Annotated in this window: 14 protein-coding genes; all 14 read left to right on the top strand. The window is 45.9% G+C overall.

The features are described from left to right. The first annotated feature begins 514 nt into the window (after window positions 1-514). The 14 genes from A142_RS02890 to fliJ all read left to right on the top strand — a co-directional run bounded on the left by A142_RS02890 (window position 515) and on the right by fliJ (window position 15,255). Window positions 515-1,645, top strand: a complete 1,131-nt coding sequence (locus A142_RS02890; RefSeq protein ID WP_019820748.1) for a flagellin — start codon at window positions 515-517, stop codon at window positions 1,643-1,645. A gap of 80 nt (window positions 1,646-1,725) precedes the next feature. Beyond that, the gene (gene flaG / locus A142_RS02885) at window positions 1,726-2,151 is read left to right on the top strand and encodes a flagellar protein FlaG (RefSeq protein ID WP_019820747.1); all 426 of its coding nucleotides are present in this window, start codon (window positions 1,726-1,728) and stop codon (window positions 2,149-2,151) included. Between the two features lie 22 nt (window positions 2,152-2,173). Further along, window positions 2,174-4,201, top strand: a complete 2,028-nt coding sequence (gene fliD / locus A142_RS02880; RefSeq protein WP_019820746.1) for a flagellar filament capping protein FliD — start codon at window positions 2,174-2,176, stop codon at window positions 4,199-4,201. A 3-nt stretch (window positions 4,202-4,204) separates the two neighbouring features. Then, on the top strand, window positions 4,205-4,510 hold the full coding sequence (locus tag A142_RS02875; protein ID WP_017060688.1) for a flagellar protein FliT: 306 nt from the start codon (window positions 4,205-4,207) through the stop codon (window positions 4,508-4,510). Window positions 4,511-4,522: 12 nt separating this feature from the next. Further along, window positions 4,523-4,933, top strand: a complete 411-nt coding sequence (gene fliS, locus A142_RS02870; protein ID WP_019820745.1) for a flagellar export chaperone FliS — start codon at window positions 4,523-4,525, stop codon at window positions 4,931-4,933. Between the two features lie 228 nt (window positions 4,934-5,161). Then, a complete protein-coding gene (locus A142_RS02865; RefSeq protein WP_019820744.1) occupies window positions 5,162-6,628 on the top strand; it encodes a sigma-54 dependent transcriptional regulator in 1,467 nt (488 codons plus the stop codon). Between the two features lie 184 nt (window positions 6,629-6,812). Then, complete coding sequence (locus A142_RS02860; protein WP_019820743.1) at window positions 6,813-7,853, top strand: sensor histidine kinase; 1,041 nt, start codon at window positions 6,813-6,815, stop codon at window positions 7,851-7,853. 33 nt (window positions 7,854-7,886) lie between these two features. Next, window positions 7,887-9,296 carry a sigma-54-dependent transcriptional regulator gene (locus A142_RS02855; protein ID WP_019820742.1) on the top strand — a complete coding sequence of 470 codons (1,410 nt, stop codon included), beginning with the start codon at window positions 7,887-7,889 and terminating at the stop codon, window positions 9,294-9,296. Between the two features lie 132 nt (window positions 9,297-9,428). Next, window positions 9,429-9,740 carry a flagellar hook-basal body complex protein FliE gene (gene fliE, locus A142_RS02850; protein ID WP_017060684.1) on the top strand — a complete coding sequence of 104 codons (312 nt, stop codon included), beginning with the start codon at window positions 9,429-9,431 and terminating at the stop codon, window positions 9,738-9,740. Between the two features lie 16 nt (window positions 9,741-9,756). After that, on the top strand, window positions 9,757-11,499 hold the full coding sequence (fliF, locus tag A142_RS02845) for a flagellar basal-body MS-ring/collar protein FliF (protein ID WP_019820741.1): 1,743 nt from the start codon (window positions 9,757-9,759) through the stop codon (window positions 11,497-11,499). Next, window positions 11,492-12,553 (top strand): flagellar motor switch protein FliG, encoded by a 1,062-nt coding sequence (gene fliG, locus A142_RS02840; protein WP_017060682.1) that lies wholly within the window; start codon window positions 11,492-11,494, stop codon window positions 12,551-12,553. Before fliF ends, fliG begins: the two co-directional genes overlap by 8 nt. Window positions 12,554-12,678: 125 nt before the next feature. Beyond that, entirely contained in the window at window positions 12,679-13,479 is an 801-nt protein-coding gene (fliH, locus tag A142_RS02835; RefSeq protein ID WP_019820740.1) for a flagellar assembly protein FliH, read from the top strand. Next, window positions 13,479-14,798, top strand: coding sequence for a flagellar protein export ATPase FliI (fliI, locus tag A142_RS02830; RefSeq protein WP_017060680.1), 1,320 nt, complete (start codon window positions 13,479-13,481; stop codon window positions 14,796-14,798). The genes fliH and fliI overlap by 1 nt, the downstream gene beginning before the upstream one ends. A 19-nt stretch (window positions 14,799-14,817) precedes the next feature. Further along, a complete protein-coding gene (gene fliJ, locus A142_RS02825; RefSeq protein ID WP_017056876.1) occupies window positions 14,818-15,255 on the top strand; it encodes a flagellar export protein FliJ in 438 nt (145 codons plus the stop codon). The last annotated feature ends 181 nt before the right edge of the window (window positions 15,256-15,436 follow it).

Below are 15,436 nucleotides of genomic sequence, written 5' to 3'. Positions count from 1 at the left end.
AGACCCAGCTTCGGCTGGGTTTTTTATTGCCTGCAATTTGGCAAAGGCGTATTTGGGAAAGTGCAATGTTGGTAAACGAGAGTAAAAGCGAGATTCCCTATCACGTTCGTTTCTCACTTTAGGGAATGACGGAACTGGGAAACGATGGTTTCATCGATTACTACATCGAAGCAGTCTTTCGTCATCCCAGAATTGAGTAGAACGAGATATCAGGGATCTACTTTGGTTTTTGTATGCAAGGCGACACTTATAAATGAGCGAGGATAAGAAACTTTAACGAATGCTGCTCTATTAATTGAAGGCCGATCACACTTTTCTTTGTTGTTGAAAAGAATACGAAAAAAATCGCATTTTTTATTAAAGCTTCTAATTAAGGGGCCGTTAAAGGGATTGAGAGAAATGATATGTACCAATGTAAGGTGAGAGAGACACTGGTACATAAACAAATTGACATGTATTTGTGTGAGGTGAGAGTCACATAAGTGCATTAAAAAATGCCTAAAGGAGATCAACTATGGCGATTAATGTAAGCACTAATGTGTCTGCAATGACGGCTCAGCGCTACCTGAATAGCGCGGCTGAAGGTACTCAAAAATCAATGGAGCGTTTGTCTTCTGGCTATAAAATCAATAGCGCAAAAGATGATGCTGCAGGCCTACAAATCTCTAACCGCTTAACGTCGCAAAGCCGTGGCCTAGATATGGCTGTGAAAAACGCGAATGACGGTATCTCTATTGCACAGACAGCTGAAGGTGCAATGAATGAGTCAACCAACATTCTGCAACGTATGCGTGACCTTTCTCTTCAATCTTCAAATGGTTCAAACAGCAAATCTGAACGTGTTGCGATCCAAGAAGAAGTCTCTGCTCTAAACACAGAACTTAACCGTATTGCTGAAACGACCTCTTTTGGTGGTAACAAGTTACTGAACGGTACTTACGGTAGCCAATCTTTCCAAATCGGCGCAGACTCAGGTGAAGCAGTAATGCTAACTATGAATAACATGCGTACCGACACTCAAGACATGGGTGGCAAGAGCTACGGCGTAGAAGAAGGCAAAGATGCTTCTTGGCGTGTAGGTGCTGGCGCTGACTTAACGATCAAATACAACGATAAGTTTGGCGAAGCACAAGAGTTGTCTATTTCTGCGAAAGAAGGCAACGATATGGAAGAGCTAGCAACTTACATCAACGGTCAAAGCCAAGACGTTAAAGCGTCTGTTGGTGAAGGCGGCAAACTGCAACTTTTCGCTTCTAGCCAAAAAGTTGATGGTGATGTTGAGTTCGGCGGCAGCCTTGCGGGTGAACTTGGTATCGGTGCTGGTAAAGACGTTACCGTTAACGACATCGATGTAACCTCGGTTGCTGGTGCAAACGAAGCAGTATCTATCATTGATGGCGCACTAAAATCTGTTGATAGTAACCGTGCATCTCTTGGTGCTTTCCAAAACCGTTTTGACCACGCAATCAGCAACTTAGATAACATCAACGAAAACGTTAATGCGTCTAAGAGCCGTATCAAAGATACCGATTACGCGAAAGAAACAACGGCTATGACTAAGTCTCAAATCCTACAACAGGCGAGTACTTCTATCCTAGCTCAAGCAAAACAGTCACCATCAGCAGCTCTAAGCTTATTGGGCTAAACTTACCTCGGTAAGTAGCGGTAAACTCTACTCTGGGTAGATTTTACTGTTTGGCTCATAAAGGAGGGAGGGAGAGTGTTATGGAAATATCATCCAACGCATCGAACATCCAGCCTTATGGCTCACCTAATGGCATTAAAATTGCAAGCGATGAAGGTAGTAGTGCGTCGAGTCTTTCGCGACTAAAAGAAGCAACATCTTATGGCAAGGTAGAGAAATCGAAAGAGGAAGCTACCGAAGCGGCGATTCAATTAGCTCAACATAGACAAGAGTTAAATGATGAAGAGCGAGTCAAAATGGTGGAGAAGGTAAACGAGTTTATCTCCTCTCTCAATAAAGGTGTGGCTTTTAAGGTCGATGAAGAATCTGGGAGAGATGTGGTTACCATTTATGAGACCACAACCGGTGATATTATTCGCCAGATCCCTGATGAAGAAATGCTTGAAATTCTAAGACGCCTAGCAGCCCAAAACTCGAATAGTCGAATATTTGAGGTGAAGGTTTAAGTCGTATTATTGAGGTGATTTAATGAGTTTTGGCCCAATGGGGATTTCGTCTGGCATGGATATCAATTCCATGGTCAGCAAAATTGTTGATTCGGAGCGTGTACCTAAACAGCTACGAATCGACAATGAACGAACGCGAATCGATACCAGCATTAGTGCCTATGGAAGACTCAGAGAATCCCTTGATTCGATGAAAAACCTGATGACAAACTTTCGTCAGGAAAAAGCTTTTGCTGTGCGAACAGTCGAAAGTACCGATGAAGGTCTTGTCTCTGCAACCGCGACTACCGAAGCGATCGCTGGCAAATATGCCATCGATGTGTTGCAGCTTGCCCAAAGCCATAAAGTGGCTTCTGATGTACTGTCAGAGGACATGAAATTTGGCCCAGGTAAGCTGCAGGTTTCGCTTGGTGATGACAGCTTTGACGTGCAAGTTGGCGACAGATCGAGACTTATCGAAGTTGTTCGTGGTATCAACGGTGCAGATAGCAACCCAGGCGTTCGTGCATCTATTATCAACGATGTCGAAGGTCCAAGACTTATTATTGCCTCGAACCAGTCTGGTTCAGATCAGCAGATCAGCATTAATGTTGAGTCAGATGCTGCCAATCCCTTAAAAAAACTCGAATACAAAACGCTTGAAGAACGTGTTAAAGCGCTAGAGAAAGCGCGCGTTGCTGCTCAAGATATTCTAGCTCTAACCCCTGCAGGAAAAGCCGTTGAACTCATCGATGAAGTGATCGCTAGCGATGACCCAAATGCGAATGAAACACTCGATAAAGATGGCAATATCATCCCAGCAGCCCAAACCGATTCTACTCCAGATGTTGACGGAGACTCTAAAAGTCTCAGCTACGGTGAGCAAGCAGCCGCCGACGGCCAAGCTGCCCTAGACGCAGCTCAAGCGGCAAAGTCTGTGATGCCTGAAGATAATATCCCTGGCTGGACTGAAACCGCGTCAGGTACGCTTTTAGATTCTTACTACACACCAGAACTTGAGCTTGATGAAAAAGCGATAGAGAAGGCACCCGATGTGCCGGGGTGGTCAAATGCTGCCTCAGGTACTCTGACCGATTCATACGTGACACCGAAAGAAGCCCAACAAAAGCTTGAGGCTGAGCAAGCGCGTATCGAAGAGAAGATTTCACAAGAAAAAGCGGAGTTGGCTGAGAAAGTTCAAAAAGGCGAACTCACCGCAGAGCAAGCCAAGAAAATTGAGCGTGCCAAATTAGAACCCGAAGAGCGCGAGCTCTTAGAGAAGGTTGATAAAGCGCAAGCAGACCTTGAACAAGCACAGCAATCTTTTGATACCTATAGTGGAATGACTGAAGTTCAGGCTGGCCAAGATTCTATGGTTGTCCTAGATGGTGTTGCTCAACTCTCTAGTAATAACAATGTGATTGAAGATGCCATTGAAGGTATTGATATTACGGTGAAAGGAAAAACGCCAAAAGATAAGCCGCCGGCAGAAATTGGTGTGGAGTACGACCGTAACAGTGTTCGCCAAGATATCGAATCCTTTGTGAGCTCTTATAACCAGTTCTATCAAGTGTCGAAAGACCTCGCGGGTGTTGATCCAACGACTGGTCAAAAAGGCCCGCTTTCTGGTGACAGTACAGTGCGTAACGCCGACTCCCGATTGAAAGGGGTGTTCTCATCAAGTATCGAAGGTGCGCCAGACAATCTAAAGTCTTTGACTGAATTCGGTATCACCACCACAAGGCAAGGCTCGCTAGAAATCAACTACGACATGCTTGATCGTCAACTCAACAACAATTTCGATAAGTTGGGTGAGTTCTTTGGTGGCAACAACGGTTTCGCCAAAAAAGTGGAAGATGCGATTCAAGGTATCACAGGTATCACGGGTTCAATCCGTACTAGAGAAAAGAGCTTGGTCGAGCAAAACTACCGTTTGGTTGATGACCAAAGCGCGCTCGACCGCCGCATGGACAGCCTAGAGAGCCGAACCCACTCTAAGTTCACGGCCATGCAAGATGCGACCAGTAAGATGCAATCTCAGCTGGGCAGTATGATGAATGCGTTGGGCTAATAGATGAATAGCCAGCTACAAGAGCTTTGTGAACTCGATCAACTAATTATCTCTAAACTGGAATTTAGTGAAATTAATGCTGAAGAAATAACGCAGCTTGTCGATAACAGAGAACAGTTATTGCAAAACGTGCTTCAAATAATCGACTCACATCCCGACGTTAAGCAAAGTTCTGAATGGTTTGAAGCCATTACCAGAACCAGAAAATTAGTCGAATTGATGCAGTCTGAGACGAGTCGAGTAGGTAAGACCCTACATAAATACCGTCACGGCGCTAAATCAGTTCAACAATACAAAAAGTTTTTATAGAAGAGGTTTACTATGCGCGGTTCTTTACAGGCATATAAAAAGGTATCAGTGGATAGTCAGCTAACGGCTGCCTCACCGCATAAGATTGTACAAATGCTAATGGCCGGTGCTATCGAGCGTTTGATTCAAGGCAAAGCGGCAATGCAAGCAGGCAACATCCCAGTGAAAGGTGAGCGACTTGGTAAAGCTCTAGATATCATTATTAGCCTACGTAGTTGCCTATCTATGGACGATGGTGGCGATATTGCGAGAAACCTAGATCAACTTTATGAGTTCATGATCACGCAAATTTCTGCGGCAAATCACAAAAATGACCCACAGCCTATTGATGATGTTATCGATATTATTCGTGAAATTAAGAGCGCTTGGGACCAAATTCCGAACGAGTATCACAACTTGACGTCCGCTGACGTAGGTATTTAAAGAAAAATTGCAGTTTTAACCAATCTCATATCCCTTAATTGGTTGGTTGCCTTATTTTTTTAATCAAATAAAATAGAAGCCATTAGATAGCCTAATGGCTTTTTTCGTTGCTGATTTCCTAAATTTGTCCTCGTAGACCATAATCATTGATACTTCTCACTGTTTTATCGACTGCGTTGCTCACCGTTTTTCCGCATCGCACCAAAATAAAGGCAATAATTCCTACTTATGCAAGGTTTGGCAAAACTGCTTGTCGTCGACGATAACGCTCAAGATCGTCACAATTTAAGCACAATATTAGAGTTTGTAGGAGAGAGCTGCGAAGTAATCAGCTCTGAACAAGCACGTAAAGTTGACTGGTCACTGCAGTGGGCTGGCTGCATTATTGGTACCATTAAAGGTAAAGGCTTCAACGCATTACTGAATGAGCAGCTTGTTCACGCCAATCACATCCCTTTACTGGTGATTGGCAAAAACAATCACCCGGTTGACGAGTTAACTAACTATGTTGGTGAGCTTGAACTTCCTCTTAACTACCCGCAATTAAGTGATGCATTAAGACACTGTAAAGATTTCTTAGGCCGCAAAGGTGTTCAAGTTGTGTCTTCGGCACGCAAGAACACACTGTTTCGCAGCCTCGTAGGACAAAGTGCGGGCATTCAAGAAGTACGTCACTTAATTGAACAAGTCTCCTCTACGGAAGCGAACGTGCTGATTCTTGGTGAATCTGGTACCGGCAAAGAAGTCGTAGCGCGTAACATTCACTATCACTCTAAACGTCGTTCAGGGCCTTTCGTTCCTGTGAATTGTGGTGCTATTCCACCAGACTTACTCGAAAGTGAGTTGTTTGGCCATGAGAAGGGTGCGTTTACTGGTGCGATTACCGCACGAAAAGGCCGCTTTGAATTGGCAGAAGGTGGCACACTGTTTCTTGATGAAATTGGCGATATGCCGATGGCAATGCAAGTAAAGTTGTTGCGTGTACTGCAAGAGCGCTGTTTCGAACGCGTAGGTGGCAACAGCACCATCAAAGCTGACGTTCGAGTGATTGCGGCAACCCACCGCAACCTTGAAGATATGATCGACGATGATTCGTTCCGTGAAGACCTTTACTACCGCTTGAATGTATTCCCGATTGAAATGCCGGCGCTTCAAGATCGCAAAGAAGATATCCCACTATTGCTTCAAGAGCTGATGACTCGAATGGAAGCGGAAGGCAGCATGCCTATCTGTTTCACGGCTCGTGCTATCAACTCTTTGATGGAGCATTACTGGCCAGGTAACGTTCGTGAACTAGCGAATTTGGTTGAGCGAATGGTTATCTTGTATCCAAATAGCTTGGTTGATGTGAATCATCTGCCAACTAAATATCGATACAGTGATATCCCTGAGTTCCAGCCAGAGTTTAATAGCTTTGGGTCTGAAGAGGAGCAAGAGCGTGATGCACTTGCTGACTTATTCTCAGAAGATTTCAGCTTTGATCAGCAGGATGATATTGCCGACAATGCCAATGCGCCTCAAGAGTTACCGCCAGAAGGGGTTAACTTGAAAGAGCTCCTCGCGGATATGGAAGTGAATATGATCAATCAAGCGTTGGAAGCGCAGGGTGGCATTGTTGCTCGTGCTGCTGACATGCTTGGAATGCGTAGAACCACTCTGGTTGAAAAAATGCGTAAATATAACTTGCAGCGCTAGTGTCCAGTTTTCGATCAAAACGAAAAACTAGCACACACTTTTTAGCTATTTGGTAACTTTAGCTAAGTGAACAGATAAACCATAGTCGAGTTGTTGCTTGCTTAACTATGTGATAAATATAGCAAATAGCCTGACTCGTGTTGTACGTCTCAGGCTGTTTTAGTATTTGAGGCAAATTTTTGACATGCACGTATCTAACGAACCAGAAAATCAATCACACCTAGATTCTGTTGAACAGCAGGTTGAGCGCTATAAGCAAGTACTCGACGTGATGCCAGCAGGGGTCATCTTGTTAGATACACATGGCGAAGTGAGAGAGGCGAACCCTGAAGCACACCGTATTCTTGGTGTTGAGTTGGTTGGCGAGAAGTGGTTTTCAGTGATTCAAAGTGCCTTCGACCCAAAAGACGATGACGGTCATGAGATCTCATTGAAGAACGGGCGAAAAGTACGTTTGGCGATTTCAGCCTCTACCACGGGTCAGCTGATTTTGATTACCGATTTGACCGAGACCCGACTATTGCAGTCTCGCGTAAGTGATCTTCAGCGTCTGTCTTCATTGGGCAGAATGGTGGCCTCGCTTGCCCATCAGGTTCGTACGCCACTTTCAAGTGCGATGCTGTATGCATCAAACCTTGCCGCGCCAAATCTGCCGCCGGCAACAAAAACACGTTTTCAATCTAAGCTTATGGATAGATTGCATGACTTAGAGAAGCAAGTGAACGACATGCTGTTGTTTGCCAAAGGTGGTGACAACAAAGTCGTTAAGCCATTTACTGTGGCTGAATTGATCACCGAATTTCACCCTATGGTGGAAGCGGCATTGAAAACTAACCAGATTGATTATTGCCAAGAAGTTGAGGGCGAACAGACTCAAATGTTCGGCAACGCCAATGCTATCGCCTCAGCGTTAAGCAACCTAGTGTTGAATGCGGTTCAAATTGCGGGCAAGGAATCGCAGATTGATGTGTTTTTTAGGCCCGTAAACGGCGAGCTTAAGATATCAGTGCAAGACAGTGGCCCCGGCGTACCGAAAGAGCTTCAAGGTAAAATTATGGAACCCTTCTTTACCACTCGTTCGCAAGGTACAGGTCTGGGCTTAGCGGTTGTACAAATGGTCTGTCGAGCACATGAAGGCCGACTGGAATTGATATCAGAAGAAGGCGACGGCGCATGCTTTACCATGTGTCTACCGCTTGAAAGAAGTGCTTCTTCTGAAGACTAATAAGTTTTAACTGAATTTACACTGGAGAATCCTATGGCTCAAAGCAAAGTGTTAATCGTCGAAGATGATGAAGGCCTACGTGAAGCCCTTGTCGACACGCTCGCGCTTGCTGGCTATGAATGGCTGGAAGCGGATTGTGCGGAAGATGCTCTGGTCAAATTAAAATCGAACTCCGTTGATATTGTCGTATCTGACGTGCAGATGGCGGGCATGGGCGGTTTGGCGCTACTGAGAAACATCAAGCAGCATTGGCCAAACTTACCTGTGCTGTTGATGACAGCTTACGCCAACATTGAAGACGCCGTTGCAGCAATGAAAGAGGGCGCGATCGATTACATGGCGAAGCCATTTGCGCCTGAAGTATTGTTAAACATGGTGAGCCGCTACGCTCCCGTAAAATCTGACGACAATGGTGATGCCATCGTTGCCGATGAGAAAAGTATTAAGCTAATGATGCTGGCTGATAAAGTTGCGAAAACTGATGCCAACGTCATGGTGTTAGGCCCAAGTGGTTCTGGTAAAGAGGTGATGTCTCGCTACATTCACAATGCTTCTAGCCGAAAAGATGGCCCGTTTGTCGCAATTAACTGCGCGGCGATCCCAGACAACATGTTAGAAGCGACCCTGTTTGGTTATGAAAAAGGCGCATTTACTGGCGCGATCCAAGCTTGCCCAGGGAAGTTCGAGCAAGCGCAGGGCGGCACTATTTTGTTGGATGAGATCAGTGAGATGGATCTTAGCCTACAAGCCAAACTACTGCGTGTTTTGCAAGAGCGCGAAGTTGAGCGATTAGGTAGTCGTAAGAGCATCAAATTGGATGTTCGTGTATTAGCGACCAGTAACCGTGACCTTAAACAGTATGTTTCTGAAGGGAATTTCCGTGAGGATTTATACTACCGTTTGAATGTATTCCCAATTTCTTGGCCACCACTGTGTGAGCGAAAAGGTGATATTGAGCCTTTAGCCAAGCACTTAGTTGAGCGTCATTGCACCAAACTTGGTATGCCTGTACCGGTTATGTCAGCGCAAGCGATCAGCAAACTCGTCAATTATCCGTGGCCGGGCAATGTTCGCGAATTAGACAATGTGGTACAGCGTGCGTTAATATTGAGCGAACAAGAGAACATCTCTGGTGAGCACATTCTTCTTGAAGGTGTCGATTGGCAAGACGCAAGCAGCCTACAACAAATCGTCGAAGGCACTGACGTGGCTGCGCCAGAAATCAAGCCGATTGCCGAAGCAAATCCAATCAATAAAATCGCGGCTAGCAGCGAAGGGTTAGGTAATGAGCTTAGAGATCAAGAGCATGCGATCATTCTTGAAACCCTGATTGCATGTAATGGCCGACGCAAAGATATGGCTGAAAAACTGGGCATTAGCCCTCGTACACTGCGTTACAAGTTGGCTAAAATGCGCGATGCTGGAATAGATATCCCAAACTGAGGATAGATTAGTAGTGTCAGCTTTCTGACTAGTGTAATACGATATCTAGTCAATTAAATGTGTGGCACGCTAATTGCTCTGTCAATAATATAGCTAAATAGATGGTCATAATTTTGACTCCTGAGGTAGTAGATGAGAATAGATGGTTTACAAGGCGAAATGCAGGCGATGATGGTCGAAGCTGCCAGCGCGCGTCCCGCAGCAACGGGGCAAGCGGTCGGTGCAGATTTTGGTAACATGCTGACTAATGCCATCAATAATGTGAACTCATTACAAAAGACCTCAGGTGATCTTCAAGCTCGTTTTGATAGTGGCGACCAAAGCGTATCCCTATCGGACGTGATGATTGCTCGTAATAAATCTAGTGTGGCTTTTGAGGCGACGATCCAAATTAGAAATAAATTGGTCGAATCGTACAAAGAGCTGATGAATATGCCGGTATAAGTTAGGTAGTTAAATAGTGGCAGATAATAGTCAAACAACAGATTTAACCGTAAGCGATAGCAACGACCATGCACTTATTGCAGGCTCTGAGCTAGACGGAGAAGGGCAAAATCCCGATTTAGGTGAACGCAGTTCATCGAAGTTCGATATGGCTGTCGGTGATCTTGATTTACTTCGTCAGGTCGTCTTAGTCCTTTCTATCTCTATCTGTGTAGCGCTGATTGTGATGCTGTTTTTCTGGGTAAAAGAGCCAGAAATGCGTCCATTAGGGGCTTACGAAACAGAAGAATTGATCCCCGTTCTTGATTACTTAGATCTGCAAAAGATCGATTACACGCTTGAAGGCAATACCATCTCAGTACCGGCGAGTGAGTACAACTCATTAAAGCTTAATATGGTACGAGCGGGTTTGAATCAAGAGCGAAACGCGGGTGATGACATCCTCATGCAAGACATGGGTTTTGGTGTATCACAACGTTTAGAACAAGAACGCCTTAAATTAAGCCGCGAAAGACAACTTGCCAAAGCCATTGAGCAGATGAAACAGGTGCGTAAAGCTCAGGTTTTATTGGCCTTGCCGAAGCAGAGTGTTTTTGTACGTCATAATCAAGAAGCCTCTGCTTCTGTATTCCTAACTCTAAAAACAGGTACTAACCTCAAGCAGCAAGAAGTTGATTCTGTTGTGGATATGGTGGCAAGTGCCGTTCCGGGAATGAAAACCTCACGTATTACGGTGACCGATCAGCATGGCCGATTGTTGAGCTCAGGCTCTCAAGACCCTATGTCAGCGGCGCGTCGTAAAGAACACGAGTTAGAGCGCAATCAAGAACAAGCGCTGCGTGAAAAAATTGACTCCATCCTGATTCCTATTCTTGGGTTTGGTAACTACACCGCTCAGGTTGATATCCAGCTCGATTTCAGTGCTGTGGAGCAAACCAGAAAACGTTTTGATCCGAATACACCGGCGACTCGAAGTGAATACACCTTAGAAGATTACAACAATGGAAATACGGTGGCGGGTATTCCGGGTGCGTTGAGTAACCAGCCTCCCGTTGATGCCTCAATCCCGCAAGATGTGGCTCAGATGAAAGACGGCGCAATGACGGGGCAAGGCTCGGTTCACAAAGAAGCGACTCGAAACTTTGAGCTAGACACCACCATCAGTCATGAACGTAAACAGAGCGGCACGGTTAATCGTCAGACGGTTTCTGTTGCGATCAAAGACCGCCAATCCTTGAACCCAGATACGGGTGAAGTGGTTCATACGCCAATCCCGGCGAGCGAAATCAATGCGATTCGCCAAGTACTGATTGGTACGGTGGGCTTTGATGAAACTCGTGGTGATTTGCTCAACGTATTAAGCATGCAGTTTGCACCTCAAGTAACAGATGTTGTTGCTGATGTGCCAATCTGGGAGCATCCAAACTTCAATGATTGGGTTCGTTGGTTTGCAAGTGCCTTGGTTATCATTGTGGTGGTGTTAGTACTTGTTCGCCCTGCAATGAAGAAACTGCTTAACCCAGCAGCAGACAACGATGAACAGATGTACGGACCTGATGGCATGCCAATTGGTGCCGACGGCGAAACCAGCTTAATTGGTGGTGATATTGAAGGTGGTGAGCTGTTTGAATTTGGTTCAAGTATCGACTTACCAAACCTTCATAAAGACGAGGACGTGCTGAAAGCAGTACGTGCACTTGTAGCGAATGAACCAGAGCTAGCAGCTCAAGTAGTTAAGAATTGGATGGTAGATGGCTAACGAAATAGTTCCACAACAAACTGAAGGCGGTGAAGTGCTTGATGTCTCTAGCGTGGATATCGGCTCTATCTCAGGCGATGAGCGCGCTGCGATCTTGTTGCTCAGTTTAAATGAAGAAGATGCTGCTGGTATTATTCGTCACCTAGAGCCAAAGCAGGTTCAGCGTGTGGGTAGTGCGATGGCGCGAGCTACAGACCTATCCCAAGAAAAAGTAGGCGCTGTGCACCGTGCTTTCTTAGATGATATTCAGAAGTACACCAACATTGGTATGGGCAGCGAAGACTTCATGCGTAATGCGTTAGTTGCTGCTCTGGGTGAAGACAAGGCGAATAACCTTGTTGACCAAATCCTTCTCGGCACAGGTTCGAAAGGTTTGGATTCGCTTAAGTGGATGGATCCTCGTCAGGTGGCGAGCATTATCATCAACGAGCACCCTCAAATTCAAACCATTGTGTTGTCTTACCTCGATGCCGATCAATCGGCTGAGATCCTGTCTCAGTTCCCAGAGCGAGTTCGTCTGGATCTGATGATGCGTATTGCCAACCTTGAAGAAGTTCAACCTTCGGCGCTTGCTGAATTGAACGAAATCATGGAGAAACAGTTCGCGGGTCAAGCGGGTGCTCAAGCAGCCAAAATTGGTGGCCTGAAAGCCGCGGCTGAGATCATGAACTACATGGACAACAATGTAGAAGGCGTCTTGATGGATCAAATCCGTGACCAAGACGAAGACATGGCAACGCAGATTCAAGATCTGATGTTTGTCTTTGAAAACCTTATTGAAGTTGATGACCAAGGTGTTCAACGACTACTACGTGATGTTCCACAAGATATTCTACAGAAAGCACTTAAAGGTGCAGATGAAGGTCTACGTGAGAAGATCTTCAAGAACATGTCTAAACGTGCTGCCGATATGATGAGAGACGATATTGAGGCGATGCCGCCAGTCAAAGTCTCTGATGTTGAAGCGGCTCAGAAAGAGATTTTGGGTATCGCGAGGAAGATGGCAGACAGTGGCGAAATTATGCTGTCTGGTGGCGCCGACGAGTTCCTTTAATACAGAAATCTCAAAAGCCCCACACTGTTGGGGCTTTTCTTTATCCAATCTCGAACCACAGATTAACTCAGTTTAACTGCTTGAATTCACTATACAGTTAAGCCACTCATAGATAGGTACTTGATATGTCAGGTGATAGAAAACGCGGCTTCCTTCGCCCTGAAGAAGATAATAAGGTTGCCCAACCTCAGAAATGGGGGCTGCCTGACTACACCTCTGACGTGAGCAAACAAGCCAAAGAAACTGCTTTTAACTACGACCCTAGTTGGATGCCAACGGTTGAAGAAGCCATTGAAGATGAAGAGCTGGTTCTGACTGAAGAGCAAATCGAGCTGATTAAACAAGGCGCTTATCAGGAAGGGCTGCATCAAGGTCAAGAGGCGGGCTTTAAGCAAGGCTATGAAAAAGGCAAAGAAGAAGGTTTTGCCGCAGGTCACGAAGAAGGCAACGAAGCCGGCAAGCTTGAAGGCGTAACCGCGGGTCAAGAATACATTCAACAACAAGTGGCCGTTTTCATGGGTCTGGCAAACCAGTTCGCTCAACCATTAGAGTTGATGAATGCTCAGGTGGAGAAGCAATTGGTCGACATGGTGCTTACCATGGTCAAAGAAGTGGTTCATGTTGAAGTACAAACCAACCCACAAATCATATTAGATACCGTTAAAGAATCGGTAGAGTCGTTGCCGATCTCTGGTCACGCAATCACATTGAAACTCAATCCGGAAGATGTGGCGATCATTCGCTCTGCGTATGGCGAGACTGAATTGGACTGCCGTAATTGGACGCTGGTCGCAGAGCCTGCACTCAACCGTGGTGATGTACAAATTGAAGCGGGTGAGTCGAGCGTTAACTACCGCATGGAAGATCGTGTAAAGAACGTCATTCAAAACTTCTGCGGCGCAAATCGTCACCAAGGTCATGAGTAATGCTTGAGTTAGCGAATCGTCTCAGTCAGTACAAAGTCGAGGGGCTAAAATCGCGACCAATTGCCTCTGGTAAATTAGTACGCGTTGTTGGCTTAACGCTTGAAGCGACCGGCTGTAAAGCGCCAATCGGCAGTTTGTGTTTAGTCGAAACCATGTCTGGTCAGATGGAAGCCGAAGTCGTCGGTTTCTCTGGCGATAACCTATTTTTGATGCCGAGTGAGCAAATCACTGGGATCTTACCGGGCGCTCGCGTCACACCAATGACCACCGAAAGTGGTATCCCTGTTGGAATGGAACTGCTCGGTCGAGTGATCGACGGCGTCGGTAATCCACTCGACGGATTAGGTCCAATCTATACCGAGCAACGCGCTTCCTTTAATGCGGAACCAATCAACCCGTTAGCACGTAAACCGATTTCTGAGCCACTCGATGTCGGCTTGAAGGCCATTAATGGTTTGCTAACCGTGGGCAAAGGGCAACGTATAGGCCTGTTCGCTGGTTCTGGTGTGGGTAAGTCGGTCACGCTGGGGATGATGACTCGAGGCACAACCGCGCAAGTGGTGGTAGTCGGTCTAATTGGTGAGCGTGGACGAGAAGTAAAAGAGTTTATTGAAGAGATTCTTGGTGAAGATGGCCGTAAGCGCTCGGTTGTTGTTGCCGCTCCTGCCGACTCATCACCATTGATGCGCTTAAAAGGCTGTCAAACCGCGTTGGCTGTCGCCGAGTACTTCCGCGACCAAGGCTTAGATGTTCTGCTACTCATGGATTCATTGACCCGTTTTGCTCAAGCTCAGCGTGAAATTGCTCTGTCTGTGGGTGAGCCGCCAGCAACCAAGGGCTATCCGCCATCAGTCTTCGCTAAGCTTCCTGCGCTGGTGGAACGAGCAGGTAACGGCAATGATGAACAAGGTTCTATCACGGCTTTCTTTACCGTGTTAACCGAAGGCGATGACTTACAAGATCCGATTGCGGATGCGTCGCGAGCAATTCTCGATGGTCACGTTGTGCTATCTCGTGAGATGGCCGATGCCGGTCACTACCCAGCAATTGACGTTGAGAAATCCGTCAGTCGTGTTATGCCGCAAATCACCACTGAAGAACATGTCTTGATGTCGAAAGCGGTAAGGCAAGTGCTGTCTATCTGCCGTAAAAACCAAGATTTGGTGTCGATTGGTGCTTACAAGCCAGGAACGGATCCAGCAATCGATAGTGCCTTCACGTTGAAACCAAAACTGGATGAGTACTTGCAGCAGAAGATGAAAGAAACTGTCCCATATGACATGTGTGTCAACATGTTGAAACATGTATTGGGTGGCTAACGGGTGAATAAGGTTAGTCATGGATAACGCATTAGAATTTTTGCTCGATCAAGCCAAAGATCAAGAGAACCAAGCGGTACTTGCGCTCAACAAAGCGAACTCTGAGCTGCAAGGTTACTATGAGCAAGTTGCGCAGATTGAAAAGTATCGACTGGATTACTGTCAGCAGCTCGTTGACCGCGGCAAGGCTGGTTTAACGGCGAGCCAATATGGTCACTTGAACCGCTTCTTAACTCAGTTGGATGAGACATTATCCAAACAGAGAGAAGCCGAGCACCACTTTAAAAATCAAGTCGACAACTGCCAAAGCTACTGGATGGAGTTACGCAAAAAACGTAAATCCTACGAGTGGTTGATGGAGAAAAAGCAGAAAGAGAAAGCAAAGCTGCAAGATCAAAGAGAACAAAAGCAGATGGATGAGTTCTCGACTCTGTTATACAGCCGAAAGAAGATGTGATCCTAAGCCACGAATGACGTAAGCGTTGTTCTCGATATTGTGAGAACCGAACTTATAGGCATGTTTCTTGCTCCGTTTTATATAAAATTGCGCGTTATGCCCACCAAAGGCATGAAAAGCATCCGACTTTCTTTTTGTTGCCTGATTCATGGCAGCAAAGCTAGTAGATAGAGCTTGTATA

The sequence above is a fragment of the Vibrio splendidus 12E03 genome, from assembly GCF_000272105.2.
Taxonomy (GTDB): Bacteria; Pseudomonadota; Gammaproteobacteria; order Enterobacterales; family Vibrionaceae; genus Vibrio; species Vibrio splendidus_I.
This window is presented reverse-complemented; position numbering and strand designations above follow the sequence as displayed.

What these genes read in the sequence shown, in the direction of transcription:
- A142_RS02890 (WP_019820748.1), top strand. Translation starts at nt 515, where the DNA reads ATGGCGATTAATGTAAGCACTAATGTGTCTGCAATGACGGCTCAGCGC.
- flaG (WP_019820747.1), top strand. Translation starts at nt 1,726, where the DNA reads ATGGAAATATCATCCAACGCATCGAACATCCAGCCTTATGGCTCACCT.
- fliD (WP_019820746.1), top strand. Translation starts at nt 2,174, where the DNA reads ATGAGTTTTGGCCCAATGGGGATTTCGTCTGGCATGGATATCAATTCC.
- A142_RS02875 (WP_017060688.1), top strand. Translation starts at nt 4,205, where the DNA reads ATGAATAGCCAGCTACAAGAGCTTTGTGAACTCGATCAACTAATTATC.
- fliS (WP_019820745.1), top strand. Translation starts at nt 4,523, where the DNA reads ATGCGCGGTTCTTTACAGGCATATAAAAAGGTATCAGTGGATAGTCAG.
- A142_RS02865 (WP_019820744.1), top strand. Translation starts at nt 5,162, where the DNA reads ATGCAAGGTTTGGCAAAACTGCTTGTCGTCGACGATAACGCTCAAGAT.
- A142_RS02860 (WP_019820743.1), top strand. Translation starts at nt 6,813, where the DNA reads ATGCACGTATCTAACGAACCAGAAAATCAATCACACCTAGATTCTGTT.
- A142_RS02855 (WP_019820742.1), top strand. Translation starts at nt 7,887, where the DNA reads ATGGCTCAAAGCAAAGTGTTAATCGTCGAAGATGATGAAGGCCTACGT.
- fliE (WP_017060684.1), top strand. Translation starts at nt 9,429, where the DNA reads ATGAGAATAGATGGTTTACAAGGCGAAATGCAGGCGATGATGGTCGAA.
- fliG (WP_017060682.1), top strand. Translation starts at nt 11,492, where the DNA reads ATGGCTAACGAAATAGTTCCACAACAAACTGAAGGCGGTGAAGTGCTT.
- fliH (WP_019820740.1), top strand. Translation starts at nt 12,679, where the DNA reads ATGTCAGGTGATAGAAAACGCGGCTTCCTTCGCCCTGAAGAAGATAAT.
- fliI (WP_017060680.1), top strand. Translation starts at nt 13,479, where the DNA reads ATGCTTGAGTTAGCGAATCGTCTCAGTCAGTACAAAGTCGAGGGGCTA.
- fliJ (WP_017056876.1), top strand. Translation starts at nt 14,818, where the DNA reads ATGGATAACGCATTAGAATTTTTGCTCGATCAAGCCAAAGATCAAGAG.